We start from the raw sequence: 25654 nt of genomic DNA on the forward strand, positions 1-25654 counted from the left end.
TCCTATTTTACCGCCTCCGCTGCCAAATACCATGAACCAACCATCTAATGTTTCTCTCTCCTACCGCGATGCGGGTGTTGATATCGATGCCGGCGACGCGCTGGTCGAAGCGATCAAGCCACTTGCCAAGCGCACCATGCGTGAGGGCGTACTGGGCGGCATCGGCGGCTTCGGCGGTCTGTTCGAAATCAGCAAGAAGTTCAAGGAGCCGGTCCTGGTCTCGGGCACCGATGGCGTGGGCACCAAGCTGCGTCTCGCGTTCGAGCTGAATCGCCACGACACCGTCGGCATCGATCTGGTGGCCATGAGCGTCAACGACATCCTGGTCCAGGGCGCTGAGCCGCTGTTCTTCCTCGACTACTTCGCCTGCGGCAAGCTGGACGTGGCCACCGCCACCGCCGTGGTCAAGGGCATCGCCCTGGGCTGCGAACAGTCGGGCTGCGCGCTGCTGGGCGGTGAAACCGCCGAAATGCCGGGCATGTACCCGGATGGCGAATACGACCTGGCCGGCTTCGCCGTCGGCGCCGTCGAAAAGTCGCAGATCATCGACGGCAGCAAGATCGTCTCGGGCGACGTGGTGCTGGGCCTGGCCTCATCGGGCATCCACTCCAACGGTTACTCGCTGGTGCGCAAGATCATTGAAGTGGCCAAGCCCGACCTCGAAGGCGACTTCCACGGCCGCAAGCTGGCGGACGTGCTGATGGCGCCAACGCGCCTGTACGTCAAGCCATTGCTTGCGCTGATGGCGTCGATGGAAGTCAAGGGCCTGGTCCACATCACCGGCGGCGGCCTGGTCGAGAACATCCCGCGCGTGCTGCAGGATCACCTGACGGCCGTGCTGGATGCTTCGTCGTGGACGATGCCGCCGCTGTTCCAGTGGCTGCAGCAGCACGGCGGCGTAGCTGACGCCGAAATGCACCGCGTGTTCAACTGCGGCATCGGCATGACCGTCATCGTCTCGAAAGAGAACGCCGACGCCGCCTTCGCCCAGCTCGAAGCGGCTGGCGAAACCGTCTACCGCATCGGCGAAATCCGCGCCCGCGCTGACGGCGAAGCGCAAACCATCGTCGTCTAAACCGCGATGACACCCCTGGCGCTGTCCTTGTCCATTTGCGACGAGGAACGGCGCCAGCGGGCCGGCCACGGCGGCGCCGTGGTCTGGATCCCCGGCCTGTCCGGCGCCGGCAAGACCACGCTGGCCGACGCACTGCAATGCACGCTGTTCGACCTGGGCTGCCAGGTATTCGCGCTCGATGGCGACAAGGTGCGCAATGGCCTGTGCGCCGATCCCGGTTTTTCTCTCCCTGAACGTTCAGAAAACATTCGCCGCATCGGCGAAGTGGCGCACCTGTTCTGTCAGGCTGGCCAGATCGTGATCGTCTCGGCCATTTCGCCGCTGCGCGCCGACCGCGCCCGCGTGCGCGCGCTGGTGCCGGCGCCGCAGTTCATCGAAGTGTATTGCTGCTGCCCGCTGGCGGTGTGCGAGGCGCGCGATCCGAAAGGGTTGTACCGGCGGGCACGGGTAGGGCAGCTGGCGGTGTTTACAGGGATTTCATCGCCGTATGAGGCGCCGGAGGCGGCTGAGGTGGTTGTTGATAGTGCTGCGTCTTCGGTTGATGATGGGGTGGCTAAGGTGTTGGCTAGGCTGCGGCAGCGTTGGATGGTCAATGCCTCAAACGCGCAAGGCGCGTAATCCCGTCGCAGGCATTTCAACATCGATGCAGGATCGCTAACCGACGCTGGCGGGCTGGCTGCCGATCAGCTTGCAGCCGCATTCTGTTGTGCACCCTTCGACAGCAACAGGTACGCCGTTAATCGTGACGGTATTACAGGCGGTAACGATTTTGTTGATGCCGTGTGGTTTTCCTCCAGGGTAGAACTGTGGACAGTCGACTTTATCTCCAAGCCTTGCGACCGCGCGGCCATGAATATTCTGGTTGGACGCGCCGCTGATGACGGTTCCGCCGTGATCGGTCTTGTCGCCGACGGTGATGATTTTCAGGGACACGTCGTTCTCCTTGAAGTCGTTGATGTCAGTAGGTCGGGGGGCCGTCCGGCTCCGGCTCGATCGCGTCATTGATGCTCTGCCATGCGGGCAGTTCGGCAGGAGGCAATGGCAGCACCTGATCCAATCGCGCAAGTTTTAGATCTGGGTTGAGGTCGAGCGCGTCGGCGAGCTGGTCGTACCGATGCTCGCGTTTTGGATCCGGAAGAATTTGCAACTCTTTAAAGGCAGCCTGATCCTGTTTGTCGCGTAGGCCCCATTCCCTGATGTCAAACATCATTCGCAGTGATACTGCGGAATTCTTGCTACCGAATCTTGTTCCCGCCTGGTGATATTCCAGCGCCAGCTTGAAGTTTTTTTGAAGCTCAGCTGAGATTCCAAGATCGTATGCCGCGGGGCCGTGACCCTGTTTATATGCGCACATCACCATCGTATGCTCAGCATCGCGAAGCTGTGCCTTCAGGTAGGCTCCTGCCAATGCCATCTGGGCCTCTGGGCTGCCAAGCTCTGCAGCTTTCAGGTAGTACGCCCACGCGATTTTCCCATCGTGTACCGCGCGTCCGTAGCCATGCTCGTGAGCGACACCGAGATCGTAGTAACCCCAAGCCTGGCCTGCCGCGACAGCGTTGCGGATAATTGCGACCGATTTGTCGAGGTCGATATCCAGCGTGTGGTTGGATTTGAGAGGACCGAGGCCAGATCGGTAGAAGTGCGCCAACAAGGCGCGCGCTCCCCAATCCCCCTGGTTTGCCGCCGTCTGCACAGCGTGAAAAATGCTAAGGAATTCTTCATGTGTCAGTTGCCAAGCAATTTTACTGCGCCATAATTTGCGGGCATTGATATAGAGTCGATAGGCATTAGCATCTCGAGCCTTCGGCATCGTGTCTTTCCAGCGGCCGCAGGTAGGGATCGGATCATTGATATCGAACGCGCGCAAGCCGGCGGGAATGGTATGCATCTTCACGTACTCCAAATGTCGTTGCAAGAAATAAGCGCCGGTCGCGACGGCGATCAGCACGACGATGGTGTAAATCCAGCGGCGACGTGTCAGACGCATATCAGATCACTGGCCAGCCGGGTTCTCTGTTGACTTGAAAATTAGCAATCTGGCCAGATAAAGGCGAGCAATTCGACATCGCCTTGGTATTCTTCGCCATTAGATCAAGCCATTTTTCGAACGTCTTATTCATATCTCCGAACTGCGCCGGCCCTTCATCGTCAGCGCATTGTTTGAAGAGTTTCCGGCGTAAATCGAAAGCAACATCCATGGCCTGACTGAGTATGTTCAGCTCACTGTCCAATGCCATGCTGCGCACGTTCAGGTTGGCCGACCCGACTGTGAAAGCGGCGTCATCGACGATCGCTACCTTGGCGTGGATATAGGTTTCCTCATAGTCGGCAATTGACGTCGGCTTGGCGGCACCGCTCCACATCGACGCCATCAGGACACGGATACCTCTCTCAGCCAATGCGTCGGCGGTTATCGGCATTGTGGTCTTGCCCCGCATTGCCTGTGCCACAGTTTCCTTGTGCTCCACCTTCATCTTCTCACTGCTCCCAAGCCGCAAGGCGATGTCGTAGGTCGCCAGATCCATGCCATCCGACTCTGGCGTCGAGGTCACGATGAACACGTAGATCGGCTTGAGATAGCCGGCGTTACGTAGCTTGTCGGCGCACTCGGTCAGATGGGTGGCCCAGTCTTCATATTGGACGTACTGGTTCTGGATAAAAAGGTAGTGCTCGGTGAGCCGATTCAGATTTGCGTAGCATTCCTTGATCGCTTTTTCTTTCGTGGCCGGGTAGGTGCGCAGGAGCTGCGCACTGTGGCGAGCACCGCGCACGATGAATTCGGCTGCCTTGATGTGCTTCCTGCTCTGCGCCGGATCGGGCAGGCGCGGCGTTGCGGTGACGATCGCCCCGGCAATGGCCTGTGTCGCCTTGACTGCGAGGCCGATCGGGGTCAGGCCCAAGGCCGTGCTGAAGGTCGATTGCACCGACCCGGTTTCGGCCCAGCCAGTGCAGAAATTGTGGTTCAGGTCGTAGAGGACGGGACCGCACACGCGCAGCGATACGTCTTGGTAGGGTTTCGCGACAAAGGCGTGCTGTTCCGCGAATTTAGCCATGCGCCCGGCCCGCCTGAGTCCCGGTTGAAAAGGGGTGGCGGAATAAGCCATTTGTTCGTAGCGATCGTGGGCCTCATCGATCGTGGCCGCATACTGGCTGATTGCTTCGGCCGGATTTTTATTGAAGAGTACTTCACGATTCGGGTCGTGGAAGCGATGCTCGATCGTGTCCCAAAAGTCGGTCGTCGAGTTATGACCCATTACGTAACCAATAGCCCGCGCCGGCGTTTCGTAGTCGATCAGCAGCGACTTCTGGTGGTGTGTCGGATAGGCGGATCCGAGCACGCCCTTGGCGCTGCTTTTATAGTTTTCTCCTTCGAGCGCAGGGCCGCGACACTTCAACGCCACTTCACGCCCCTGCAGCGCAATATTCGCCACCTTTCCCCCGATAATGTCCTTGAACCACTCGCAGTTATAGCGTTCATGCAGTTCGTCGAAAAACCCGGCATAGCCTTTGATAGTCGGGATACGGCCCCCGTAGTAGCCGGGATTGTTCTTGGCCATTAGGTGCGAGGCGACGTCGTCGTTCCATAAAAGAAGACGAACCGTGACCGGGTTGTCCTTGCGCGTCGCGATCCGCTTGAGCAGGTCTCCGTAGCGCAGGCCAATTTCGCCTGCGCCAGTGCGAACCATAACCATGCCCGGATCAAATCCCCAGGTGATGATATCTATGCTGTGCTGTGCAGCCAGAAGGTCGGTCTGTATGCTGCGAAATACCTCTTCGCCACAGACGAGCGCCTCGAGGCAGCATGCGTGTCGCGGCGGGTATATTGCGTGTTTGCCAGTCCGTATCCACCAGGGTTTGGACAGGCATTGGTACGGCCCCATTGTCTTGTTGTAGGTGAGCTTCTGCGTGTACAGTCCGGCATTCTCGTCCATTCCCATCGGGATCCTCTTTGGATAGGGCTGCTATGAAAGACCGCATCAAGAATTCTCTCCTGTCAAGGGACTGGCATCGATGCGATCCTGTTCTGAAGACACGACGTCTTCGGGCAGAAGTCCGCCGGGATTCTCGTAGCCGTGGTATCCCACGCCCGCATTGATTTCGTGCTGCTCGGCGTGATCACCGGGCGCGATGTCAAAGGACGGGCCAGTTGGAAGCTCAACCTTGTAGTTCGCCATGGCATCGAGTTCGTGTGCGAACCCGATATTTCCCTTGGCATCGAACTGTCCCTGCTCGACCAATGCGCCGTCCTTGAACAGCCTGAAGGGCAGCCCGGCACTGATGCGCCCGGCGGTCTCGGCATGGCTACCGATGTTCAGGGTGCCGCTCCCATTGCGCAAGACATCGGCCACCGGCGGCATATTGACCGCCATCGCCATGTTCTTTGCGCTGAGCAGACTGTGATTCGCAGCGTGCGCGACGAACGTCCCATTGGTGCCATGCTCGATGCCGCCAGCAGTGAATTTGACGTAGCTGCCGCCGCCGTTGATGACGACTTCTTCCTTGGCAGTGATCGTGATCCGGTTGGCCGTCTGCGTGATGTCCAGTTTTGCCAGAAGCTTGATGTTGTCTGTCAGCGCCTGCAGATCGATGTCGCCAGCGGCAGCGACCATTTTCATGCCGGCCTTCTGGACAAACAGTCGGAAGCTTTGGCGGATGCTGGCAAAGAAGTGCGTACCGGCGGCCAGCGACAGACTCTTTCCGGATGTGAAGGCGGTATGGCGGTCACTGGCGATGTGCGTGTCGCCGGCTGTCGTCGTGGCGATTCCAGCGGGGCTTGCCAGAACCAGATGCGGTTTCCCCAGTTCCGGGAAGCTGCCAGCCTTTGATCCGGCCCCCTGCACCGTATCGGTTTGCGCTTGCAGGAGTGCGGCAACGTCGTTCTGATTGTCGACAGGCTCTTGGGTACCGTTCTTTTGCGCGATCTCCGCCAGCAGTTGATGCTGTTCGGTAGCGAGCGTGAGCCGGCGCGCTGTCTCATCCATATCCTTGATCGCCCCACGCGCCGCCTGCCTCCCCTCGGTCGTGATCAACAGCCCTTTGGCTGCCCGTGCGACGCCATGCCCGTCCGTACGCAGTTCCCAGCCTTCCCCGCGTTCATCTTTGCGCCCGGCGTTGTCCTCGATCCGCGTGATATGCCCAAGCGACAGCTGACTGCACTGGTGATCGCTCTTCAGCTGCGCCTGAATCATCTCCTTCGTGTCATCCAGAACCAGATGATTGCCGCGTGCACCACCGCCGAGCTCGCGGCTGCGTAAGCCTGCCAGGGCCGATTGCGCCGGCAGCGCCCATGGCGGCATGTGCGTGCTGTTGTACAGCGCGCCCAGTATCAGTGGATGGTCGATATTCCCGTTCGGATAGACAACGGCGACTTCTTCGCCAACGCGCGGCAGGCGGACGTGGCCAAACTCCTTCCCCGCAGCCGGGCTCAGCACCCGAATCCACGGCGAGCTGTTCTCGTCGTGCTGGCCCAGCCGGTCCCAGTGACATTGCAGCTTGACCCGGCCGAAACCATCGGTGTGGATGTCAGCGCCAGCCGGACCGACGACCGTCGCCGTGTGCAGCCCCATGTAGGCGCCCGGTTCGCTGTTGAAGTCGCGACCCGGCCGCCAGCGGATGTCCCTGTTGATGCAGGTGAACCGGTTTTCGTAGTGCGACGGGGCGCCCGCGCCGGCCTGATAGTTGTTGGTCGCTTCGTGCTCTACAGACAGGATCAGGTAGCTGCGGTCACCAATGCTGCGGCGTGGTTCGGGGTCATAGTCAAGCGAGCGCGGCTCGGCGCTGAAATGCCCGCCGAGTTTGAAGGTGCGCCCGGGCTGGACGCTGCGGGCATTGCTGGTGGCATCGAACGTCTGCGTATCCTTGTCCTGCTCCACCATGCGCTGCGTTGCGAGCCGTTCACCATCGCTGCGCATGCGAAAGCCGTAAGCGCCGCTGTCTTCGTACACTTCGTAGGCGAATATGTCACCTTGCCGGTTGGCGGAATAGCCGGTGGCGCGCTGTGCGCCGGGATTCTTGTAGTCGGCGCTGGCCAGCGTGGTCGTGCCGGAGCCGAGGCGCCGGCTCGCACTCCACAGGTGAATGCCGTCATCTTCGAGCGAACCGCTCTTGTCGTGGAACGCGATGACGTCCACGTCGTCATAGCTGGTGGCGTCGATCGGCTCGTTATGGAAGCTCTTGTCGGAGAGCATGAGCTTGTGACCATCGAAGCGGTGTTCGTACCAGTAATGCATGCCCCGCGCTTCCCAACGGCGGTGCAGGTGGTTGTAATCGGTCTCGTTATATTGATTGGCAACGGTCAGTGGTGGATCTTCTTCAAAGACATGCATGTGCCAGTCGGCCTGGCGGTAGTGCTTGAGCGTTGCTTCGGTGATTTGCTGCACGCTCTTGCCATGGAACGACACGTTGTCCTTGCGCAGGCGTGCGAAGGCAAGCCAGGGCTCGAGCACCATCCGGTAAAAGGCGAAGCCGCCATCGGCACGCAAGAAGGACAGCTGCGTGATGTACCCGTTGAAGTAACGCAGCGAGCCGTCCTGGCGCACTAGGGAAATCGTCACCAGCCGGCCCATCAGCATCTTGAGCGGGATGCGCGGGTCGTCCGACAGGACGTCGACCTCGAACCGGAATCCGCGTGAGACTTCTTCGTGGGCGACCAGTTTATTTGGCAGCAAAATGGCGGGCGGACCGTCCTCGAAAGGAAAGTCCAGTCGCATCAGCCGGTTGTGCTGCGAGTTACCGCGAAATGCCGATAGTGCGGCGCCGACTGCGATGGTCTGGCTCTCGCCCATTGCGTTGCTCCCGATGGCCGCTGCACGGCCGCAGTTGAAATAATCGACATGGTCAGCGACCACGTTAGCCCGCCGTCACGTAGCCTCAATTGACTGGCATCAACGCCGTTTTTTAAGCCACGTCACCGTGTTCCTGTCTGTCTCTTTTTCGAGTCATCGGAGTCTCCAGCATCAACCTGACGTCGGGTCGATCCGTGACGCCTGGTGTCGCGGTGAGAAACGTATTCCACCCAAGCTGACGCGACGGCGTCCTCGTGCTCAAGGTAAGCGGCTTGATGACAGGCGGTGCAAGCAGCAACCGTAGTTCGTAGTGCAAGGTTGGCACGGCAAACATCGTTGTCATTTCCTGCAGTGCCGCCAGCGCCGTGCCGCCGGGAAGAAAACGGCGTGCTTGCGCTTCGTCCAGTGGCCCGACATGCAGTCGCGCGCAGATGTCATGCCGCCACAGGCGCGTGCCCAGTGCCGTACTGATGCCGAGTACGGGCTTGGTGACGCCCAGTGTGCTGCGCCGGTTTTCGGGAACCCGATCCCAGCAGCCGACGAATTGTTCGAGTCTGACCGGCACGTCGAAATAGCTGCTCAACACCTGTTCGACAGTGCCGGCCGCGACCGGGCGGGTGCGCAGCAGCCCGGCGAAGCAGGCTGCAGTGTCCTGTCTGACGTGCCTGAGGGGTTGCCCCGCGCCTGCGGCCCGTGGCGAGCATATGCCTGCCAAGGCAGTCATCATCGGCAGCAACCGGTCCCCGTCGCCGATGGCCAGGTCGTGTTCGACCCGATACTTGACCGATGCCTCATAAAACAGGCCGACCAACCGGGTCGACATGACATCGAGCAGTTCGCGCTGGCTGGCATCATCCCCAAGCGATTTGCGCGCTGCGATCCGTTCGGTATCGTGCACTGGCAGGGTGCCACTGGCGCCGAGCAGGCCGATAAATGCGGGCGTGATCCGGACGCGGCGTATGGTGCCCGAGCGCAGCGCGCCAAGTGGATCGTGTGTTGCCGGCTCGACGTCGAGGGCTTCGACTTCACTGGCAGGAAACGACAGCGACAGGCTGTTGCGAAACGAGAGCACGGTGCGCAACGCGCGTTCGCGGCCGATGCCCTGGCGCCGGAGCGCGCGTAGCAGGATGCTGACCAACTGGGTGAAGCTGAACCGGTATGGTTCAGCCAGGAGCAGGGCCATTACAGCAGGCTCATGCTTCCGCTTCGTGGGGCGCATCGGATCAACTCCTTTCCGCTTTGATGCGAGAGGGCGACGAGTTCGACGAAGCTGTTCAGGTGAACGTACAGCGCAAAGAACTGGTGCAACACCTGGACGAACAGGTGCAGGCCGGCGCCGGCATACGCTTCTTCGTCGAGCGCGACGCGCACTTCAAGGCCGTGCACCAGCGATGTGCCGTTCCTGTGCCTGATCCAGGCCGTGGTGTCCTGCTGGTCGAGCGCGATGATGCCGCGGATCTGCCGCCGCGACACGGACGACGAGGCCAGGTCGTACAGTGACAGCATTTCGCGCAGGCCGTGCACGCCGTCGTCCATCAGGGAGTGATGGTTCAGTGCCAGGTGCGAGATCAGGCGCCAGTGCATGCCTGCGTCATTCGTCAAGCGGGCAGGGCGGGTTGGCCTGCGCACCATGCGGATCGCTGCGTTGCCTGTTGCGCCGGGGATGAACAGGTCGCCTTCAGGGGCACCGGTGGCGAGTGAGCAGGGCAGATCGCGATTGGTGCAGCTCAGTTCAACCGACAGGATATTTCTTTCGATCTCGAACGGGTCGCAATCGGCGCCGACGAGCGTGATCGATTTTTCATGGCCCGGGCTGCACAAGGCAAGCGTCTCGTCGTGACGCAGGAACCAGTAGCGTCCTTGCTCGCTGGCGTATTGTGCGCCGTGCCGAAGCGCATAGAACGGCTGGAATGCCGTGATCGACGTGTCGTTGCCGTTCTGGCGCACCAGGTGTACCGCATCGACCGAATACACTTCGTACGCCTGCGGAAAATTGGCGTGCGCCAGAAGGGTGTAGTCAGCCGCTCGCTGGTCGTACGTGATGGGCACGCCAGGCTGCTGGAACAGATTGACGACGGGCGTGCAGCCTTGCACCAGATGCTGTGTCGACAGGCCGGCGAGCATGCGCGCCTTGTCGGCGTCGGGCCGGATGCCGGCAAGGCCCAGGCGTAACGTGACACTGGTGCAGCCGGCAGGTACACGTGCCAGCAGCAAGGGAATATCGATGTCGAAAAAATTGAACTTCTCGGGGAAGGCAAAATATTCGGCAAGAATGCGGTAAGCCCCATGCGAGCGGGCGTCGAACGGAATCAGGGCATCGTCAGGGGCAAATCCAGCCGGTGCTATCGGTATGCAAGGTAACCGTTCCCACGGGCCGTCATCGTCAATCTGCACGTACGCCGCCGCCGTGTGCACGAAGAGTGCATCGCGCAGCGTGGCGCAGAACGAGGCATCGCCATCGGCATACACGCGCAGCACGGTCGCCGTGTCCGGTGCTGGCAGCGGGCCCCATCCGGCTGCGCCGAATGTCAGCGTCAGCGACGATGTGACGTCGTCCGGCAGGCGTATTGCGACCGGCGCCTGAATGACGGTCTCGAAACTTGCGGTACGCAGTGCGACAGGCGACGGTTTGACGTCGTGGATGGTCTTGAAGCGGCATGCCACGCCGTGGACTGGCTTCGATTCCAGCAACGTCCCGCGCGGCATGGTGGGGATCGCATCCGGGCGATCGAGTGTGCTGGAAACGCGTACGATTGCGCACGATGGAAACGGGCGCAGGTAGTGGGGATAGAGCAGGTTGAGCAGGGCCTCCGTGAATTCGGGATACGAATCGTCCAGCCGCTTCGATACGCGCGCGCTGAGCAGGGCCGTGCTCTGGATCAGGCGTTCGACATGCGGATCGTCGCAGGTATCGCCACCCATTTGCAGCCTGGCGGCAACCTTGGGATAGCGCTGGGCATATTCCCTGCACAGCGACCTGAGAATGACGAGTTCGCGCTCGTACTTTGTCAACAATTCGTCCATGGGATCAGCGCTTGCGCCCTCTAGTTGGCACCTTCGATCGAATACTGCTGGAGCGAGGGGCGAAATACCGCGTTGAACGACATCGCCTCAGACATCGATGCATGTTTCAGCTGCGCAGTGATCACGAATTCCACACGGTTGATGGTGCCGCTGGCGCCCTTGGCGCCCCGGAGTGACACGAGGACCTTGTGCAGCCGGGGTTCATGGCGCTGGATGGCCAGCTGGACGGCCTTGCAGATTTCCTGCTGGTCCGTATCGCTGTTCATGCACATGCCGGCGAAGTCGATCAGGCCATAGTTCAGGATGGAGCCCGATACCGCCGGGAGCGGGCTGAACGATGCCTGGTGCACGCCGCAGCGGGTATTGAGCAACGCCTGCAGATCACGCGTGACGCTGCGCAACGCATGCTCGACAGCGCGCACACGGGCGTCGCGCCGGTTACCCGATGGGGGCTCACCAGTGTCGTCCAGGCGGTCGAACAGACCCGAAGTAAAGCCGCGCATCGCGCTCCTCTCGTCAAAGCGGGACAACACCCACGGCAGCCATTGTCGGGTCGTGAATCCCAGCAATGTTGCGCCGTCACAAGGGAATGCACCGGTTGATCGATACGCTGCCTGGCTGCGCGACATCAATATCGCGCTTCAGGCGCAACGTCATCCTTCCGAGAATGTGTCCAGTCAAACTTCAACGGGAGGAACCATGAGCGCAACATCGAAGGTCCTGTGGTCGGAAGGCTTGACGCTGGGGCCGCAGCACTTTCAGCGTCAGGATCTCTATCACGAAACCCGCCTCCAGCGCATCGCTTCAGCCCTCCATCCGTACTGTTGGGGGGTGTGCAAGGTGACGTGGAATGTGGACGGATTGGGACACAACCGCCTGAGCGCGACCACGATGTCGCTCATCTATCCCGACGGAGACATTGTCGAAGCGCCCGGAGCCGACCTGCTGCCCGAGCCGGTCGATCTCACGCGCCTGCCGCCAGAGGAAGAATCATTCACGTTCTACGCAGCGCTTGCCCTGGTCAAGCCGCATGGGGGCAATGCCGACGACAACAGCCGCTACGTGCGTTGCGACCTGGATACCACTGACCTGTTCAGTGACGCGCTGGCAATCGAGGTGCCTTACCTTAAAAAACAGGTGCGGCTGTTGCTGCAGGCCGAGCCGCATGGGGCGCGTGCCAGCATTCCCGTGGTGCGGCTGCGGCGGGTAGCGGAAGGGGGCTTCGAGCTGGTGCCGGAGTTCATCCCGCCGAGCGTCACGGTGGGCGCAGCGCCAGGCCTGGTGCGCATGCTCGATGGCTTGATCAGTGTAGTCACGACGAAGATCGAATCGCTGCAGCGTACGCACCGCATGACGAACAACAGCATGTATGAAGCCGGCGCGGGCGATATCTCGTCGTGGTGGATGCTCAACATCCTCAGCACGGCCAATGCGCTGCTGATGCACTGTGCCAGGTCGCCCGGGTTTCATCCCGAAGTGATGTTCCGGCAAATGCTGGCCGCCGCGGGTGGACTGATGACGTTTTCCGATCGCTACAAAACAGCCGACCTGCCGGCCTATCGCCATGAGGCGATGGGCGAGGGATTCGCCGAACTCGACGCGTTGCTGCGGGATCTGGTCGATACGGCGATCGGCACCAACTATGTCATCATCCCTTTCGTGGCCGACAAGAGCCGGCGCACGTTCTCGCAGGCGATACTCGATCCGGCCAAGGTCACGAAACAAAGCCAGCTCTATCTGGCGATTACTGCCGATATGGCGGGCCTTGACCTGGTGGCGACGGTGCCGATCCGCCTCAAGGTCGCTGCGCCCGACAATATGGAAAGTATTGTCGGGTCAGCGCTGCCAGGCGTTCCGATTGCACACATGCCGCAAGTGCCCCCGGCGATCCCGGTGCGGCCCAACACCTACTATTTTTCGCTGGCCACTAAACATCCCTTGTACGACAAGGCACTCGAGGCAGGCGTGCTGGCGGTGTATGCGCCGGACGGGATCCCGGGGTTGAAAATCGACCTGGTCGTGGTGCTCTAGGCAAGCACCGCGATGTCAGCGCACCGCCCCGCTACCGATATTCTTGTCGAGGAACTTCTCGACCCGGCCCCAGAAATCGATGCGGTTCTTTTCCAGCGCCCAGCCGTGGCCTTCTTCCGGGTACTCCACCCATTCCACCTGCTTGTTGGTGCGCATGACGGCGTCGCGCAGCGCGGTGCCGTGGTTGATCGGCACGCGCCGGTCGACGCCGCCGTAGGCCAGCAGCAGTGGCTGGGTGATGCGCGCCGCCTGCTGCAGCGGTGACGTTGCCCTGAACTGGTCGGCATCCGTGACCGGGTCGCCGACCCTTTCCGGCAGGCTGTGCTTCTTCACGTCGCGTGACGTGTCGCTGCTGAAATGCGCGCCATTGTCAAACAGCAGGCCGATGTCGGTCACGCCGACAAAGCTGATCCCGCAGCGGAACATCTCCGGATCGTTGACGAGTCCCATCAGCGTCGAATAGCCGCCGTAACTGGCGCCAGCGATGCAGACGCGCTTGGGGTCGACCAGGCCCTTGTCGACGGCCCAGCGTACACCGTCGGCGATGTCGTTCTGCATGGCCAGGCCCCATTGCTTGTAGCCGGCACGTTCATGGTTGGACCCGAATCCCAGGCTGCCGCGGAATTCGGGTTCCAGCACGGCGTAGCCGCGCGTGGCCAGAAATTGCGAGTCGGCGGACCAGCCCCAGGATTTGCCGCGCGCCCAGGGACCGCCATGGACCATCACGACCAGCGGCAGGCCGGTGCGCCTGGCGCCCGGTGGCATGGTCAGGAGGGCAGGAATGTCCAGCCCATCGCGCGCCTTGTAGCGCAGGAACTGCTGGCGCCCCATCTGCGTCGGATCGATGCCGGGCCGCGCTTCGCCTACCTTGTTCAGCGATTTGGTTTTGCTGTTGTACAGGAAGAAGACCGGTGCGACCACGTCCGAATAGGCGGTGACCACGAGCAGGGGCGAGTCACCACGGGCCGGCCCCGACATCAGGTTGACCGTCGTCGGCAGCAGCTTGTCGACGTCCTGCTGGATCGCCTTCATGCCGGCATCGAACCATTCATTCGATACCGCGTCAGTGCGAAACTGCATGCCCAGCACCTTGTCGCGGTTGATGACCAGCTCACCGTCGATATCGTAGCCGGGCGCCGACAGCAGCGGTTGCGGATCGAGCTTGCCGGTGTTCACATCGAACGTGTGCACCGCAGTCGTTCCAGCCTTGCCGCGTGCCTTCACGAACAGCGTGCCGGTCGGCCCGAACGCCACCGGTTCGATGGTCGCGGCGGTTTCCTTGAAGGTCGGGAAACTGGTCAGTTCGCGCCATTTGTTGGTGGCCGGGTCGAGATATTGCAGCGTCGTGGTCAGGTCCTTGTAGGTGATCGCCAGGCGCGGCTCGCCCTTGTGATCGAGCAGCCAGCCGCGCGTGGCGCCGGGGCGCGGCACTGTCTTGTACTGGCCCGACACGGTGTTCACCTGGAGCAGGTCGATATGGCTCAGTTCATTGCGGGTGTCGCCAACCGCCGCCAGCGCGTAGGTGTCATCCGAATCGGCCCACGGGGTGTTACCCGCCATCTCGCTCGATGGTGGCAGCAGCCGGCGCACGATGCGGGTGCCGGTGCTCTTGTTGACGCGGTTGCGGCTGGCCAGTTCGACGAAACGGCCGCCGTCGAAGTCGACCGCGTACATGCCGGGCATGAGACGCTGGTCGCCCGGGCCGACGCCTTTTTCATGGGTGTCGAACACCAGGCGCCGGTCGTTGATCCAGTAGAAATTGCGGACATCGGCGTCGTTGTAATGGGCGACGATTTTGGCGCTGTTGGTCTCCAGGTCGATGACCGTCAGGAAGTCGCGCTTGCCCGGCGCACTGGCGCGCACGGCGAGATGGCGTCCGCTCGGGGACAGCCTGGCGTCGCCGAACGGGGCGTTGCCGAAGAAGGCCGATACCGGCGGCGGCGCTGGCGTGGTTTGTGCGATGGTCAGTGGCGAAGCGACGAGGACGAGTGCAGCGAAGGTTGCCCTCCCCAGCACGCGGGTAAATGCAGACATGAAGTTTTCCGTGAAATGCTTGGTGTTGGTATGGTTCGGCCTGTGTTGGCGCGGCCCAGAATAGCATCTGCTTCACCGGGAAAATCTCTTCAATTCCCACCTGTCTGTGTCATTCGGGCGCCCGGATATAGTCGACCATGCCCGCGCTGGCACGGCTTGGGCGAGGCGTCAGCAGGCTCACCACCACCACCGTGAACAGGCCTGCCGGCACCCCGAACACGCCCGCCGCCATTGGCAGGATGCCGAACCAGGTTTCCAGCGCATTGCCGCCCAGGGCCGGGCTGGCGCGCAGCATGTAATACAGGCACACGGCAAATCCCGTCACCATACCGGTGAGCGCGCCGATGTGGTTCGCACGCTTCCAGAACACGCCCAGCACCAGCACCGGGAACAGCGTGGAGCCGGCCAGCGAGAACGCCGCCGCCACCAGCGACAGGATGTCGGCCGGCTTTTGCGACGCCACATACGCTGCGATGAAGGCAACCGCCAGCAGCAGCAGCTTCGAGATGGTCACCCGCTTCTGGGTCGATGCACCCGGTTCCACCATCTTGTAGTACACGTCGTGCGACAGCGCGTTGGAAATGGCCAGCAGCAGGCCGTCGGCCGTGGACAGCGCCGCCGCCAGGCCGCCGGCCGCGACCAGGCCCGAGATCACGTAGGGCAGGCCGCCGATTTCGGGCGTGGCCAGCACCAGCACGTCGGCATCGATCGCGAATTCGGCCAGTTGCACGATGCCGTCGCCGTTGATGTCGGCCACGCTGATCAGGGGATTGGCCTTGTCGACATTGGCCCAGTACGAAATCCAGGTCGGCAGCGACGAGAAATCGCTGCCCACGAGCGATGTGTAGATGTCGTACTTGGCCAGCACGGCCAGCGCCGGAATCGTCAGGTAGATCAGCAGGATGAAGAACAGCGTCCAGAACACCGACACCCGCGTCTCGTGCACCGATGGCGTCGTGTAGGCACGCATCAGGATATGGGGCAGGGCGGCGGTGCCGAACATCAGGCAGAACACCACGGCCAGAAAATTGTTGCGGCGCGCGTCCGAGGCTTCCTGCGTCGCGCCGGGGAAGGGCTGCGCATGCGGCTCGGGCGGGCGCGCCCGTGCCAGGTTGGCGTCGCGCCGTTCGAGCCACAGCGTGCGGGCGTCGTCGACCGAGTTGGGATACGTGGTCAGCGCGCGCTCGGCCTGGCGTACCTCGGTCAGCGAAGCGTTGCGCGCCCGCGCTGCGGCCAGCTGGCGCTGGGCATCCAGCTTGCCCGCTTCCCATGATTCAGGCAGGGCCGCCACGCGCGCCGCGTAGCCGTCGGCGCGGCGCAGGAACTCGGCGCGCACCTGCGCTTCGCGCGGGTCATTCGCCAGTTCGGCTTCGCGCGCAGTAAGCTTGGGCAGCAGCGACCCGTACGCCACTTGCGGGATCGGATTGTCGGCGTGTTTTACCGACAGCCACATGGTGGGAATGAGAAACGCGACCAGCAGGATGATGTACTGCGCCACCTGGGTCCAGGTGATCGCGCGCATCCCGCCCAGGAACGAGCAGACCAGGATGCTGGCCAGGCCCAGGAAAATCCCGACCGAAAAATCGACGCCGGTAAAGCGCGAGGCGATCAGGCCGACGGCGTAGATCTGCGCCACGACGTACGTGAACGAGACGAGGATGGTGGCGCTGACGGCCAGTGCGCGTACCGGGCCGCCGCGTCCGCCGGCGCCGCCACCATAGCGCGCCGCCAGAAAATCCGGCACCGTGTATTGCGCGAACTTGCGCAGGTAGGGCGCGATCAGCAGCGCCACCAGCACGAAGCCGCCGGTCCAGCCCATGATGAAGGCCAGGCCATCGAAGCCCTGCAGATACAGGCCGCCGGCCAGGCTGATGAAGCTGGCGGCCGAGATCCAGTCGGCCGCTGTCGCCATGCCGTTGAACATGGCCGGCACGCGCCGCCCGGCGACGTAGTATTCGGTAACGTTCGAGGTGCGGCAGATCACGCCGATGACCGCGTACAGCGCGATCGTGGCGACCATGAACAGGTAGCCGATCCACAGGCGCGGCATGCCTTCCTGCTCGAGCAGGGCGAGGGCGGCCAGGAACAACCCGAAGGCGCCGGTGTACCACAGGTAGTAGCGCGAGAGCTTTTTGAAATAGCCGTGCTTCACAACAGGCGCGGGGTTCGTGCTCATGCGCGCGGCGCCAGCGCGGCGTGGTAGTCGCGATCGAGCCGGCGCATGCGCCAGGCGTAGACGGCGATGATCGTCAGCGACACGAGCGCGGCGCCCTGCGCGGCCATGTAGAACGACAGCGGCCAGCCGAACACCTCGAAGCGCGCCAGCTCGCGCGCGAAGAACACGGTACCGAAGCCCGTGACCAGCCAGACGCACAGCAGCGACAGCGACATGCGGCGCGTGCGGTCCCAGTGGACGGCGCGGGCGTGTTCGAGGCGCGCGCGCGCAACGTTTTCGAGGCTGGGTTCAGGAATCGGATCAGTCGGCATGGTCGGGTTGGCCCACAGGCGGAGGGAAGGTCAGGCGGAACAGGCTGCCCGGAAAGCGCGGCGACACGCTGCGCGGATTGTTGAAGATGTCGATGTCAGCGCCGTGCTGCTGCGCGATCTCGCGCACGATCGCCAGCCCCAGGCCGCTGCCCTGGGTATTGCTGCCCAGGATGCGGTAGAAGCGCTCGAACACGTGCAGGCGTTCGGTCGGCGCGATGCCGGGGCCGGTGTCTTCGACTTCGAGCAGCGCGTGCTCGCCGCTGCTGCGCACGCGCACCGTCACGCTGCCGCCAGCGGGCGTATAACGCAGCGCATTGTCGATCAGGTTCGACAGCATCTCGCGCAGCATCAGGGGCTGGCCGGCGATCATCACCCGCTCGTCGTCATTGGCGGGCGGCTCGAATCCCAGGTCGATCTGGTGGGCGAACGACGCCTGCACCCAGTCCTGCACGGTCTCGCGCGCCACCGCAGCCAGATCGATCTCGTCGAACGCCAGGCCGGCTTGTGGCTGGTTTTCGGCGCGCGCCAGGGCCAGCAACTGGTTGATCAGGCGCGTGGCCGATTCGGAGCTCTTGGCCAGCTGCTCGAGCGAGCGGTGGATCTCGGCCGGGTCGACTTCGCGCAGCGCCAGTTCGGACTGCATGCGCATGCCGGCCAGCGGTGTTTTCATCTGGTGCGCGGCGTCGGCAATGAAGCGTTTCTGCATCTCCACCGTCTTGCCCAGGCGCTCGAGCATGTCGTTGAACGAGCCGACCAGCGGAGAGATTTCTTCCGGCACCTGGCGTGGATCAATCGGCGACAGATCGTCCTGCGGCCGCGCACGGATGCGCTGTTGCAGCTCGGCCAGCGGACTCAGGCCGCGCGAGAGCGCGAACCAGACCAGCGCCAGGATCACCGGCAGGATGATGAACTGGGGCAGGATCACGCCCTTGATGATTTCATTGGCCAGGTGGGCGCGCTTGTCGAGCGTTTCGGCCACCTGCACCAGCGCCAGCGGCGGCCTGGGCGAGGCTGTGCGCTCGTGCAGCGGATCGAGATTCACATACGCATAGGCCACGCGGATCGGCGTGCCGTGGATGGTGTCGTTGCGAAATTCGACCGTGCCGCTGCGGGCCGGCTCGCCGGCGCGGTTGGCGCGCGGGCGCGGCAGGTCGCGGTCACCGTCCAGGTGCTCGCCATCCGGACCGGCCAGCAGGTAATACACGCTGTCGACGTCGTCGGCGCGCAGGATGTCGCGCCCGGCCGTGCGCAGCTGGCCGACTGTCTTGCCGCCCACGGTGCGGATCTGCTGGCCCAGCACCGTGACCCGGTCTTCGAGCGCGTCGTCGAACGGCTGGTTGGCGATCGATTTCGCGACCAGATAGGTGATCGCGATGCTCATTGGCCACAGCAGCAGCAGCGGCGCGAGCATCCAGTCGAGGATTTCGCCGAACAGCGAGTGACGGATGTTTTCGTCGGGTTCGGGATTGGGCGGAACGTAGAGCGGCTCGAACGACGCAGGAGCGTGTGGGCCCGGCTGCGACGGCGGCTGCGCGGGCCCGTGTTCTGGCGTGAAGCCTGCGTTCACTTGTCGGCGGCGGTGTTGGCAATGCGGGCATCGTTTGCTGCGGCCGCGGCCGCAGCGGCGGCGCTGGCCTCGGAGAATTTCTCGAGGCAATAGCCCAGACCGCGCACGGTGGCGATGCGCACGCCGCCGACCTCGATTTTCTTGCGCAGGCGGTGCACGTAGACCTCGATCGCGTTGTTGGAGACTTCTTCGCCCCATTCGCACAGGTGGTCGACCAGCTGTTCCTTGGAAACGAGGCGCCCGGTGCGCGCAAGCAGCACTTCGAGCAGGCCCAGTTCGCGCGCCGACAGGTCGAGCATCTGGTCGTTGATGTAGGCGCTGCGGCCGACCTGGTCATACACCAGCGGGCCATGGCGCACGACGGCCGCGCCGCCGCCGGCGCCGCGCCGGGTCAGTGCGCGCACGCGCGCTTCGAGTTCGACCAGCGCGAACGGCTTGGCCATGTAGTCGTCGGCGCCGAGGTCAAGGCCCTCGACGCGCTGCTCGACCGAGTCGGCCGCCGTGAGGATCAAGACCGGCAGCAGCGACGCGCGGGCGCGCAGGCGGCGCAGCACTTCCAGCCCGGACATCTTCGGCAGACCCAGGTCGAGAATGAGCAGATCGAACTCCTGCGTGGACAGGGCGGTATCGGCATCCTGGCCGTTCTTGACGCAATCGATGGCATAGCCGGATTGGCGCAGGGAGCGCGTCAGGCCGTCGGCAAGTACGCTATCATCTTCGGCGAGCAGAATTCGCATGGGACACCTCGGTCTTTGATTATAAGCACGTCGTTCCCGCGGAGGCGGGAACCCAAGTTTCTGGCATTGTGGTTGCGGTCCACGCAAGCTGCTTGCGCAAGACCTGGATTCCCGCCTGCGCGGGGATGACGGTCGGCTCCTATTGTGTTGGATTTACCGTCACAATGCGAGTCCCGAGCGATTGTTGGTAAAATAACCACGTCTTTTCGCTTGCAAAAACCACTGGATTTTTATACAGTACTGGCTCTTGAAGTGCGCGTGACCGCCCACACCTTGCCTACTCCACGACAGAAAGTACACCATGGACGACAAAAAAACCGCATTGAACGCCGCTGATAAGGGCAAGGCGCTGGCTGCCGCCCTGGCGCAGATTGAAAAGCAGTTCGGCAAGGGCTCGGTGATGCGCATGGATGCGAACACGCCGGTCGAAGAAGTGCAAACGGTTTCCACCGGCTCGCTGGGCCTGGACATCGCGCTGGGCGTCGGTGGCCTGCCGCGCGGCCGTATCGTCGAGATCTACGGTCCTGAATCGTCGGGTAAAACCACCCTGACGCTGCAAACCATCGCCCAGATGCAAAAACTGGGTGGCACCTGCGCGTTCATCGACGCCGAGCACGCACTCGACGTCACCTATGCGCAAAAGTTGGGCATCAACCTGAGCGAACTGCTGATCTCGCAGCCGGATACCGGCGAGCAGGCGCTTGAAATCACCGACGCGCTGGTGCGCTCGGGAAGTGTCGACCTGGTCGTCATCGACTCGGTCGCGGCCCTGACGCCACGCGCCGAAATCGAAGGCGACATGGGTGACTCGCTGCCTGGCCTGCAGGCGCGCCTGATGTCGCAAGCGCTGCGCAAGCTGACCGGCTCGATCAACCGCACCAACACGCTGGTCATCTTCATCAACCAGATCCGCATGAAGATCGGCGTCATGTTCGGCAGCCCTGAGACCACCACCGGTGGTAACGCGCTGAAGTTCTACGCGTCGGTGCGCCTGGACATCCGTCGTACCGGCTCGATCAAGTCGGGTGACGAAGTGATCGGTAACGAAACCAAGGTCAAGGTCGTCAAGAACAAGATCGCCCCGCCATTCAAAGAAGCGCACTTCGACATTCTTTATGGCGAAGGCACGTCCCGTGAAGGCGAAATTCTGGATCTCGGCGCAGATAACAAAATCGTCGAGAAGTCGGGCTCGTGGTACAGCTATAACGGCGAGCGTATCGGTCAGGGTAAAGACAACGCGCGTCAGTTCCTGCGTGACCGTCCAGCCCTGGCGCGCGAGATCGAAAACAAGGTCCGTACCGCCTTGGGTGTGCGCGAGCTGCCACCAACGATCGGTGGCGACGACAAGCCGAAGCTGCAGGCGGTTGGTGAATAATCAGCCTGGCGCGGGGCGCGGTGGCAGCAGCTTGCCGCCGGCGCCTGGCGCCACGCTGATGTTCTGACGTCGTCATGCAAGCACCTGTACTCAGTCTCAAGGGCCGCGCGCTGCGCTATCTGTCGCAGCGCGAGCACAGCCGCTTCGAATTGCGCCGCAAGCTGTCCAAGTATGCCGAAGAGGGCGATGACGTCGATGCCCTGCTTGATTTCCTTGAAAAAAACAACTGGTTGTCGCAGGAGCGCTTTGCCGAATCCCTGGTCAACCGTAAAGCGAGCCGTTATGGCGACAGTCGCGTGATGGCCGAATTGAAAAGTCATGGATTAACGGGCGAGGCGCTGGTGGATATCAAGGCCGGCCTGTCCGACAGCGAGACCGCGCGTGCGGTCGAAGTCTGGCAGCGCAAGTTTGGTACCGTTGCCGAGGATGCCGCAGCGCGCGCCAAGCAGATGCGGTTCCTGCTGCAGCGCGGCTTTTCGCAGCGCGCCGCACGTGCAGCGATGCAGGGCGCGCCGGATGACGACGAGTTTCCCGACTGATCAGTTTCCCGACTGATCGGTCTCCCCAATGATCAGCGCGGTCGCCATCGCAGCGAGTCACAACCTCATGCTGCCCCAGGCGCCAGCGTGGAGCGTCATCCCCGATATGCCAAGGCATATTCCTCAACGGGCGATGGCGCTGCACGCTGGCGCCTTTTCACGTCAGCGATCGTCGACAACGAAAACCAATATCTCTCATTCACTTCATGAATGGCAGCGATGATTAGCTGTCCTTCATGCGCATACCATATGTGTCAAACACGCTGGCAAGCGCCTGCAAAGTCCGTGTATCTTCCCTTGTACTGGCCGTGATGTCGCCTTTTAGCGATGCACCGGCCGGGACGCTGTGATAAACTTTGCGGGTTTAAGCAGCGCCGCATGAGCGGTTGTTGCCGCAGAAGCTGCGGTGACGTGCACTAGCACACCGGCTGCATCACTAACCGCCGTCTCGACGGCACTGGTATTTATGCCTTTGTCTCTTCCCGTATCGCGCTCGCTCCGGCATACGCGCGCCATCACAGTCGACGCCTACGCGCGCGACGATGGCATGTGGGATCTTGATGCCAGCATCCGCGATGTGAAAACGCGTACTGTTGAACTTGCTTCCGGCGAACGACCCGGCGGCACGCCAGTGCACGACCTGAAGCTGCGCGTCACGATCGACCGTGACCTGACCATCGTCGATGCCGAAGCCGCATCCGATGCCGTCCCGTATCCGGGCTTCTGCGATACCATCGGCCCTGCCTACAAGAAGTTGATCGGGCTCTCGCTCGTGAACCATTTCCGGTTGCATCTGAAAGACCGCCTATCCGGCGTGCTCGGTTGCACCCATCTGACCGAACTGGCCCAAGTGCTGCCAACCGCAGCGCTGCAGGCCTTTGCTGACGACACCGTCGATGCCCCAGGTGGGCAAGGCGTCACGTCATCCGACCGTCCATTTGAGCTCGACCGTTGCCATGCCTTGCGCAGCGACGGCCCCGCCGTGGCCAAATATTACCCGCGCTGGTCCATCAAGGCCGTGTCGGGTTAAGTCGTCGTTTGTTTTTTTTGTAGTTCAACCGTTTCTAATTCAGTAATAGATAGAAGGGAAGCCAGCATGAAGATCCATGAGTATCAGGGCAAAGAAATCCTCCGAAAATTCGGGGTGACCGTTCCGCGCGGCATTCCGTGCATGTCGGTCGAAGAGGCTGTCAAAGCTGCTGAAGAACTGGGTGGTCCGGTCTGGGTCGTCAAGGCACAGATCCACGCTGGTGGCCGTGGCAAGGGCGGCGGCGTCAAGGTCGCCAAATCGCTCGAGCAGGTCAAGGAATACGCTGACCAGATCATGGGCATGCAGCTGATCACGCATCAGACCAGCCCGGAAGGCCAGAAAGTCCGTCGCCTGATGGTCGAAGAAGGCGCCGACATCAAGCAGGAACTGTATGTCTCGCTCGTCACCGACCGCGTCAGCCAGAAAGTCGTGCTGATGGCCTCGTCGGAAGGCGGCATGGACATCGAAGAAGTCGCGCACAGCAACCCGGAAAAAATCCACAACGTCGTGATCGACCCGAAAGTCGGCCTGACCGATGAGCAGGCTGACGACGTCGCCGCCAAGATCGGTGTGCCAGCCGGCTCGATCGCCGACGCGCGCGCGAACCTGCAGGGCCTGTATAAAGCCTACTGGGAAACCGATGCATCGCTGGCCGAAATCAACCCGCTGATCGTGACCGGCAGCGGCAAGATCATCGCACTGGACGCCAAATTCAACTTCGACGCGAACGCACTGTATCGCCGTCCTGAAATCGTCGCTTACCGCGATCTGGACGAAGAAGATCCAGCAGAAGTCGAAGCATCGAAATTCGACCTGGCCTACATCTCGCTCGACGGCAACATCGGCTGCCTGGTGAACGGCGCCGGTCTGGCCATGGCCACCATGGACACCATCAAGCTGTTCGGCGGCGAGCCAGCCAACTTCCTCGACGTCGGCGGTGGCGCTACGGCTGAGAAAGTGACCGAAGCGTTCAAGATCATGCTGAAGAACCCTGACCTGAAAGCCATCCTGGTCAACATCTTCGGCGGCATCATGCGTTGCGACGTCATCGCCGAAGGCGTGATCGCTGCATCGAAAGCCGTGTCGCTGCAAGTGCCGCTGGTCGTGCGCATGAAGGGCACCAACGAAGACCTGGGCAAGAAGATGCTGGCCGAATCGGGCCTGCCAATCATCGCCGCAGACACGATGGAAGACGCAGCGAAGTCGGTCGTCGCCGCCGCTGCCGGTCAAGCCTAATTGCTAAGGAAATAAAAAAATGTCGATTCTGATCAACAAAGATACCAAAGTAGTCACCCAGGGCATCACCGGCAAGACCGGTCAGTTCCACACCCGCATGTGCCGTGAGTACGCAAACGGCAAGGAAGCATTCGTCGCTGGCGTGAACCCGAAGAAAGCCGGCGAAGATTTCGAAGGCATCCCGATTTTCGCAACCGTTGCTGAAGCGAAAAAAGAAACCGGCGCCAACGTGTCTGTCATCTATGTCCCACCAGCAGGCGCAGCCGCTGCCATCTGGGAAGCCGTCGAAGCCGAGCTGGACCTGGCAATTTGCATCACCGAAGGCATTCCAGTCCGTGACATGATGGAAATCAAGGACCGTATGGCCAAAGCAGGTTCGAAGACCCTGCTGCTGGGCCCTAACTGCCCAGGTCTGATCACCCCTGACGAAATCAAGATCGGCATCATGCCAGGTCACATCCACCGCAAGGGCCGCATCGGCGTCGTCTCGCGTTCGGGTACCCTGACGTATGAAGCAGTGGCACAGCTGACCGCATTGGGCCTGGGCCAGTCGTCGGCAGTCGGCATCGGTGGCGACCCGATCAACGGTCTGAAGCACATCGACGTCATGCAGATGTTCAACGACGATCCTGATACCGACGCGGTCATCATGATCGGCGAAATCGGCGGTCCGGACGAAGCCAACGCGGCTTACTGGATCAAGGACAACATGAAGAAGCCAGTCGTCGGCTTCATCGCTGGCGTCACCGCGCCACCAGGCAAGCGCATGGGCCACGCCGGCGCGCTGATCTCGGGCGGTGCAGATACTGCGCAAGCCAAGCTGGAAATCATGGAAGCCTGCGGCATCACCGTCACCAAGAACCCGTCGGAAATGGCGCGTCTGCTGAAGGCCATGCTGTAATTCTGCCGATCTGTTGATCGAAAGATAAAAACGGGGAGCGTGAGCTCCCCGTTTTCCATTTAGTGCGGCAGTTTTTGTTGATCCAGACCGATAGTGACAAAAATTGCCGTGCGACACTGACAAATTTTGTCATTCAGGGTGCCGTTTTTTGTGCTGGAACAGCCGTTTGTTGGTTTGTTGTTCATAAAATCGACCGTTTTACGCCATTTTTGGGCTGGCACAGCGCTTGCATATAAGAAAGCGTAGCAGTGAGCAGCACAAGATACGTAGGTCCACTTTTTTGAAATACCCAACCTGGAGATTTAAAATGAACTTCAAGCAAATGCAAACCAAAAAGGCCGAAGGCGGCTTCACCCTGATCGAACTGATGATCGTTGTTGCAATTATCGGTATTCTGGCTGCTGTTGCAATTCCAGCGTACAGCGATTACACCGCAAAAGCCAAAGCGGCCAATGCACTGACCGCAGCTGATCCATACAAAACCGCCGTGGCAATGTGTGGCCAAGAAGCGGGCAGCTTTGACGATTGCAACACTGCTACGACTCCAGCTGCCTTCCCAGCGGCATTCACCGCGACGAATGAAGTCTCGGCAATGACGGTGACCGGCTCGGGCGTCCTGACCATGACTTTGAAAAACATCGGTGCTGATACTGTAGATAAGACCGTCACGTTCACGCCTACTTTGGGTGACAGCGCAGTGACCTGGGCGATTGCCGCTGAAACAGGCACCAATGCAGCCGTGACTGCTGCCATGCAGAAAAACAGCGTCGCTGCCGTTGCTCCATAATCAACTGTCTAATTGAGTCAAAAGCCCGCTTCCCAGCGGGCTTTTT

The 25654-nt window shown here is 61.7% G+C and carries 21 protein-coding genes; 9 read left to right on the forward strand and 12 right to left on the reverse strand.

The annotated features are described in order from the left end of the window. Nucleotides 1–31 precede the first annotated feature (31 nt). Both purM and cysC read left to right on the forward strand, forming a co-directional pair. Complete coding sequence (gene purM, locus AC56LN_RS00570; protein WP_499569396.1) at nucleotides 32–1075, forward strand: phosphoribosylformylglycinamidine cyclo-ligase; 1044 nt, start codon at nucleotides 32–34, stop codon at nucleotides 1073–1075. Nucleotides 1076–1102: 27 nt separating this feature from the next. Further along, nucleotides 1103–1693, forward strand: coding sequence for an adenylyl-sulfate kinase (gene cysC / locus AC56LN_RS00575; RefSeq protein ID WP_499569398.1), 591 nt, complete (start codon nucleotides 1103–1105; stop codon nucleotides 1691–1693). Nucleotides 1694–1729: 36 nt separating this feature from the next. Here cysC and AC56LN_RS00580 read toward each other — a convergent pair whose 3' ends face one another. The 7 genes from AC56LN_RS00580 to tssE form a co-directional block, all read right to left on the reverse strand. Then, the gene (locus AC56LN_RS00580; RefSeq protein WP_499569400.1) at nucleotides 1730–2008 is read right to left on the reverse strand and encodes a PAAR domain-containing protein; all 279 of its coding nucleotides are present in this window, start codon (nucleotides 2006–2008) and stop codon (nucleotides 1730–1732) included. A 25-nt stretch (nucleotides 2009–2033) separates the two neighbouring features. Beyond that, complete coding sequence (locus tag AC56LN_RS00585) at nucleotides 2034–3062, reverse strand: SEL1-like repeat protein (protein ID WP_499569401.1); 1029 nt, start codon at nucleotides 3060–3062, stop codon at nucleotides 2034–2036. 1 nt (nucleotide 3063) lies between these two features. Then, nucleotides 3064–5007, reverse strand: coding sequence for a phospholipase D-like domain-containing protein (locus tag AC56LN_RS00590; protein ID WP_499569402.1), 1944 nt, complete (start codon nucleotides 5005–5007; stop codon nucleotides 3064–3066). A gap of 45 nt (nucleotides 5008–5052) precedes the next feature. Further along, nucleotides 5053–7860, reverse strand: coding sequence for a type VI secretion system Vgr family protein (locus AC56LN_RS00595; protein ID WP_499569404.1), 2808 nt, complete (start codon nucleotides 7858–7860; stop codon nucleotides 5053–5055). 112 nt (nucleotides 7861–7972) lie between these two features. Then, the gene (gene tssG, locus AC56LN_RS00600) at nucleotides 7973–9043 is read right to left on the reverse strand and encodes a type VI secretion system baseplate subunit TssG (RefSeq protein ID WP_499569406.1); all 1071 of its coding nucleotides are present in this window, start codon (nucleotides 9041–9043) and stop codon (nucleotides 7973–7975) included. Further along, nucleotides 9043–10884 carry a type VI secretion system baseplate subunit TssF gene (gene tssF / locus AC56LN_RS00605; protein WP_499569408.1) on the reverse strand — a complete coding sequence of 614 codons (1842 nt, stop codon included), beginning with the start codon at nucleotides 10882–10884 and terminating at the stop codon, nucleotides 9043–9045. Before tssF ends, tssG begins: the two co-directional genes overlap by 1 nt. 20 nt (nucleotides 10885–10904) lie before the next feature. Beyond that, nucleotides 10905–11387: a type VI secretion system baseplate subunit TssE gene (tssE, locus tag AC56LN_RS00610; RefSeq protein WP_499569410.1), complete on the reverse strand. Its 483-nt coding sequence runs from the start codon at nucleotides 11385–11387 to the stop codon at nucleotides 10905–10907. 196 nt (nucleotides 11388–11583) lie between these two features. Between tssE and tssK the strand changes: the two genes are divergently transcribed. Beyond that, on the forward strand, nucleotides 11584–12915 hold the full coding sequence (gene tssK / locus AC56LN_RS00615; protein ID WP_499569411.1) for a type VI secretion system baseplate subunit TssK: 1332 nt from the start codon (nucleotides 11584–11586) through the stop codon (nucleotides 12913–12915). Between the two features lie 15 nt (nucleotides 12916–12930). Here tssK and AC56LN_RS00620 read toward each other — a convergent pair whose 3' ends face one another. The 5 genes from AC56LN_RS00620 to AC56LN_RS00640 all read right to left on the reverse strand — a co-directional run bounded on the left by AC56LN_RS00620 (nucleotide 12931) and on the right by AC56LN_RS00640 (nucleotide 19740). Continuing rightward, nucleotides 12931–14949, reverse strand: coding sequence for an alpha/beta hydrolase family protein (locus AC56LN_RS00620; protein WP_499569413.1), 2019 nt, complete (start codon nucleotides 14947–14949; stop codon nucleotides 12931–12933). Nucleotides 14950–15058: 109 nt separating this feature from the next. Next, nucleotides 15059–17125 (reverse strand): sodium:solute symporter family protein, encoded by a 2067-nt coding sequence (locus AC56LN_RS00625; RefSeq protein ID WP_499569415.1) that lies wholly within the window; start codon nucleotides 17123–17125, stop codon nucleotides 15059–15061. After that, entirely contained in the window at nucleotides 17122–17436 is a 315-nt protein-coding gene (locus tag AC56LN_RS00630; RefSeq protein ID WP_499569417.1) for a DUF4212 domain-containing protein, read from the reverse strand. Before AC56LN_RS00630 ends, AC56LN_RS00625 begins: the two co-directional genes overlap by 4 nt. Beyond that, the gene (locus tag AC56LN_RS00635) at nucleotides 17426–19003 is read right to left on the reverse strand and encodes a sensor histidine kinase (RefSeq protein ID WP_499569419.1); all 1578 of its coding nucleotides are present in this window, start codon (nucleotides 19001–19003) and stop codon (nucleotides 17426–17428) included. The genes AC56LN_RS00630 and AC56LN_RS00635 overlap by 11 nt, the downstream gene beginning before the upstream one ends. Next, nucleotides 19000–19740, reverse strand: a complete 741-nt coding sequence (locus AC56LN_RS00640) for a response regulator (RefSeq protein WP_499569420.1) — start codon at nucleotides 19738–19740, stop codon at nucleotides 19000–19002. The genes AC56LN_RS00635 and AC56LN_RS00640 overlap by 4 nt, the downstream gene beginning before the upstream one ends. Nucleotides 19741–20041: 301 nt before the next feature. On the opposite strand from AC56LN_RS00640, the gene recA reads away from it, so the two are divergent. The 6 genes from recA (at nucleotide 20042) to AC56LN_RS00670 (ending at nucleotide 25608) form a co-directional block, all read left to right on the forward strand. Continuing rightward, complete coding sequence (recA, locus tag AC56LN_RS00645) at nucleotides 20042–21115, forward strand: recombinase RecA (protein WP_183556129.1); 1074 nt, start codon at nucleotides 20042–20044, stop codon at nucleotides 21113–21115. 74 nt (nucleotides 21116–21189) lie between these two features. Further along, complete coding sequence (gene recX / locus AC56LN_RS00650) at nucleotides 21190–21654, forward strand: recombination regulator RecX (protein ID WP_499569422.1); 465 nt, start codon at nucleotides 21190–21192, stop codon at nucleotides 21652–21654. A 466-nt stretch (nucleotides 21655–22120) separates the two neighbouring features. After that, nucleotides 22121–22684, forward strand: coding sequence for a DUF2889 domain-containing protein (locus tag AC56LN_RS00655; protein WP_482896387.1), 564 nt, complete (start codon nucleotides 22121–22123; stop codon nucleotides 22682–22684). 66 nt (nucleotides 22685–22750) lie between these two features. Beyond that, nucleotides 22751–23920, forward strand: a complete 1170-nt coding sequence (sucC, locus tag AC56LN_RS00660) for an ADP-forming succinate--CoA ligase subunit beta (protein WP_332532789.1) — start codon at nucleotides 22751–22753, stop codon at nucleotides 23918–23920. 19 nt (nucleotides 23921–23939) lie between these two features. Continuing rightward, nucleotides 23940–24821: a succinate--CoA ligase subunit alpha gene (sucD, locus tag AC56LN_RS00665; RefSeq protein ID WP_332532790.1), complete on the forward strand. Its 882-nt coding sequence runs from the start codon at nucleotides 23940–23942 to the stop codon at nucleotides 24819–24821. 307 nt (nucleotides 24822–25128) lie between these two features. Further along, a complete protein-coding gene (locus tag AC56LN_RS00670; RefSeq protein WP_499569423.1) occupies nucleotides 25129–25608 on the forward strand; it encodes a pilin in 480 nt (159 codons plus the stop codon). Nucleotides 25609–25654: the final 46 nt, after the last annotated feature.

Source organism: Telluria sp. ZT3P26 (assembly GCF_059686035.1).

What these genes read in the sequence shown, in the direction of transcription:
- purM (WP_499569396.1), top strand. Translation starts at nt 32, where the DNA reads ATGAACCAACCATCTAATGTTTCTCTCTCCTACCGCGATGCGGGTGTT.
- AC56LN_RS00585 (WP_499569401.1), bottom strand. Translation starts at nt 3,062, where the DNA reads ATGCGTCTGACACGTCGCCGCTGGATTTACACCATCGTCGTGCTGATC.
- AC56LN_RS00590 (WP_499569402.1), bottom strand. Translation starts at nt 5,007, where the DNA reads ATGGACGAGAATGCCGGACTGTACACGCAGAAGCTCACCTACAACAAG.
- AC56LN_RS00595 (WP_499569404.1), bottom strand. Translation starts at nt 7,860, where the DNA reads ATGGGCGAGAGCCAGACCATCGCAGTCGGCGCCGCACTATCGGCATTT.
- tssG (WP_499569406.1), bottom strand. Translation starts at nt 9,043, where the DNA reads ATGGCCCTGCTCCTGGCTGAACCATACCGGTTCAGCTTCACCCAGTTG.
- tssF (WP_499569408.1), bottom strand. Translation starts at nt 10,884, where the DNA reads ATGGACGAATTGTTGACAAAGTACGAGCGCGAACTCGTCATTCTCAGG.
- tssE (WP_499569410.1), bottom strand. Translation starts at nt 11,387, where the DNA reads ATGCGCGGCTTTACTTCGGGTCTGTTCGACCGCCTGGACGACACTGGT.
- tssK (WP_499569411.1), top strand. Translation starts at nt 11,584, where the DNA reads ATGAGCGCAACATCGAAGGTCCTGTGGTCGGAAGGCTTGACGCTGGGG.
- AC56LN_RS00620 (WP_499569413.1), bottom strand. Translation starts at nt 14,949, where the DNA reads ATGTCTGCATTTACCCGCGTGCTGGGGAGGGCAACCTTCGCTGCACTC.
- AC56LN_RS00625 (WP_499569415.1), bottom strand. Translation starts at nt 17,125, where the DNA reads ATGAGCACGAACCCCGCGCCTGTTGTGAAGCACGGCTATTTCAAAAAG.
- AC56LN_RS00630 (WP_499569417.1), bottom strand. Translation starts at nt 17,436, where the DNA reads ATGCCGACTGATCCGATTCCTGAACCCAGCCTCGAAAACGTTGCGCGC.
- AC56LN_RS00640 (WP_499569420.1), bottom strand. Translation starts at nt 19,740, where the DNA reads ATGCGAATTCTGCTCGCCGAAGATGATAGCGTACTTGCCGACGGCCTG.
- recA (WP_183556129.1), top strand. Translation starts at nt 20,042, where the DNA reads ATGGACGACAAAAAAACCGCATTGAACGCCGCTGATAAGGGCAAGGCG.
- recX (WP_499569422.1), top strand. Translation starts at nt 21,190, where the DNA reads ATGCAAGCACCTGTACTCAGTCTCAAGGGCCGCGCGCTGCGCTATCTG.
- AC56LN_RS00655 (WP_482896387.1), top strand. Translation starts at nt 22,121, where the DNA reads ATGCCTTTGTCTCTTCCCGTATCGCGCTCGCTCCGGCATACGCGCGCC.
- sucC (WP_332532789.1), top strand. Translation starts at nt 22,751, where the DNA reads ATGAAGATCCATGAGTATCAGGGCAAAGAAATCCTCCGAAAATTCGGG.
- sucD (WP_332532790.1), top strand. Translation starts at nt 23,940, where the DNA reads ATGTCGATTCTGATCAACAAAGATACCAAAGTAGTCACCCAGGGCATC.
- AC56LN_RS00670 (WP_499569423.1), top strand. Translation starts at nt 25,129, where the DNA reads ATGAACTTCAAGCAAATGCAAACCAAAAAGGCCGAAGGCGGCTTCACC.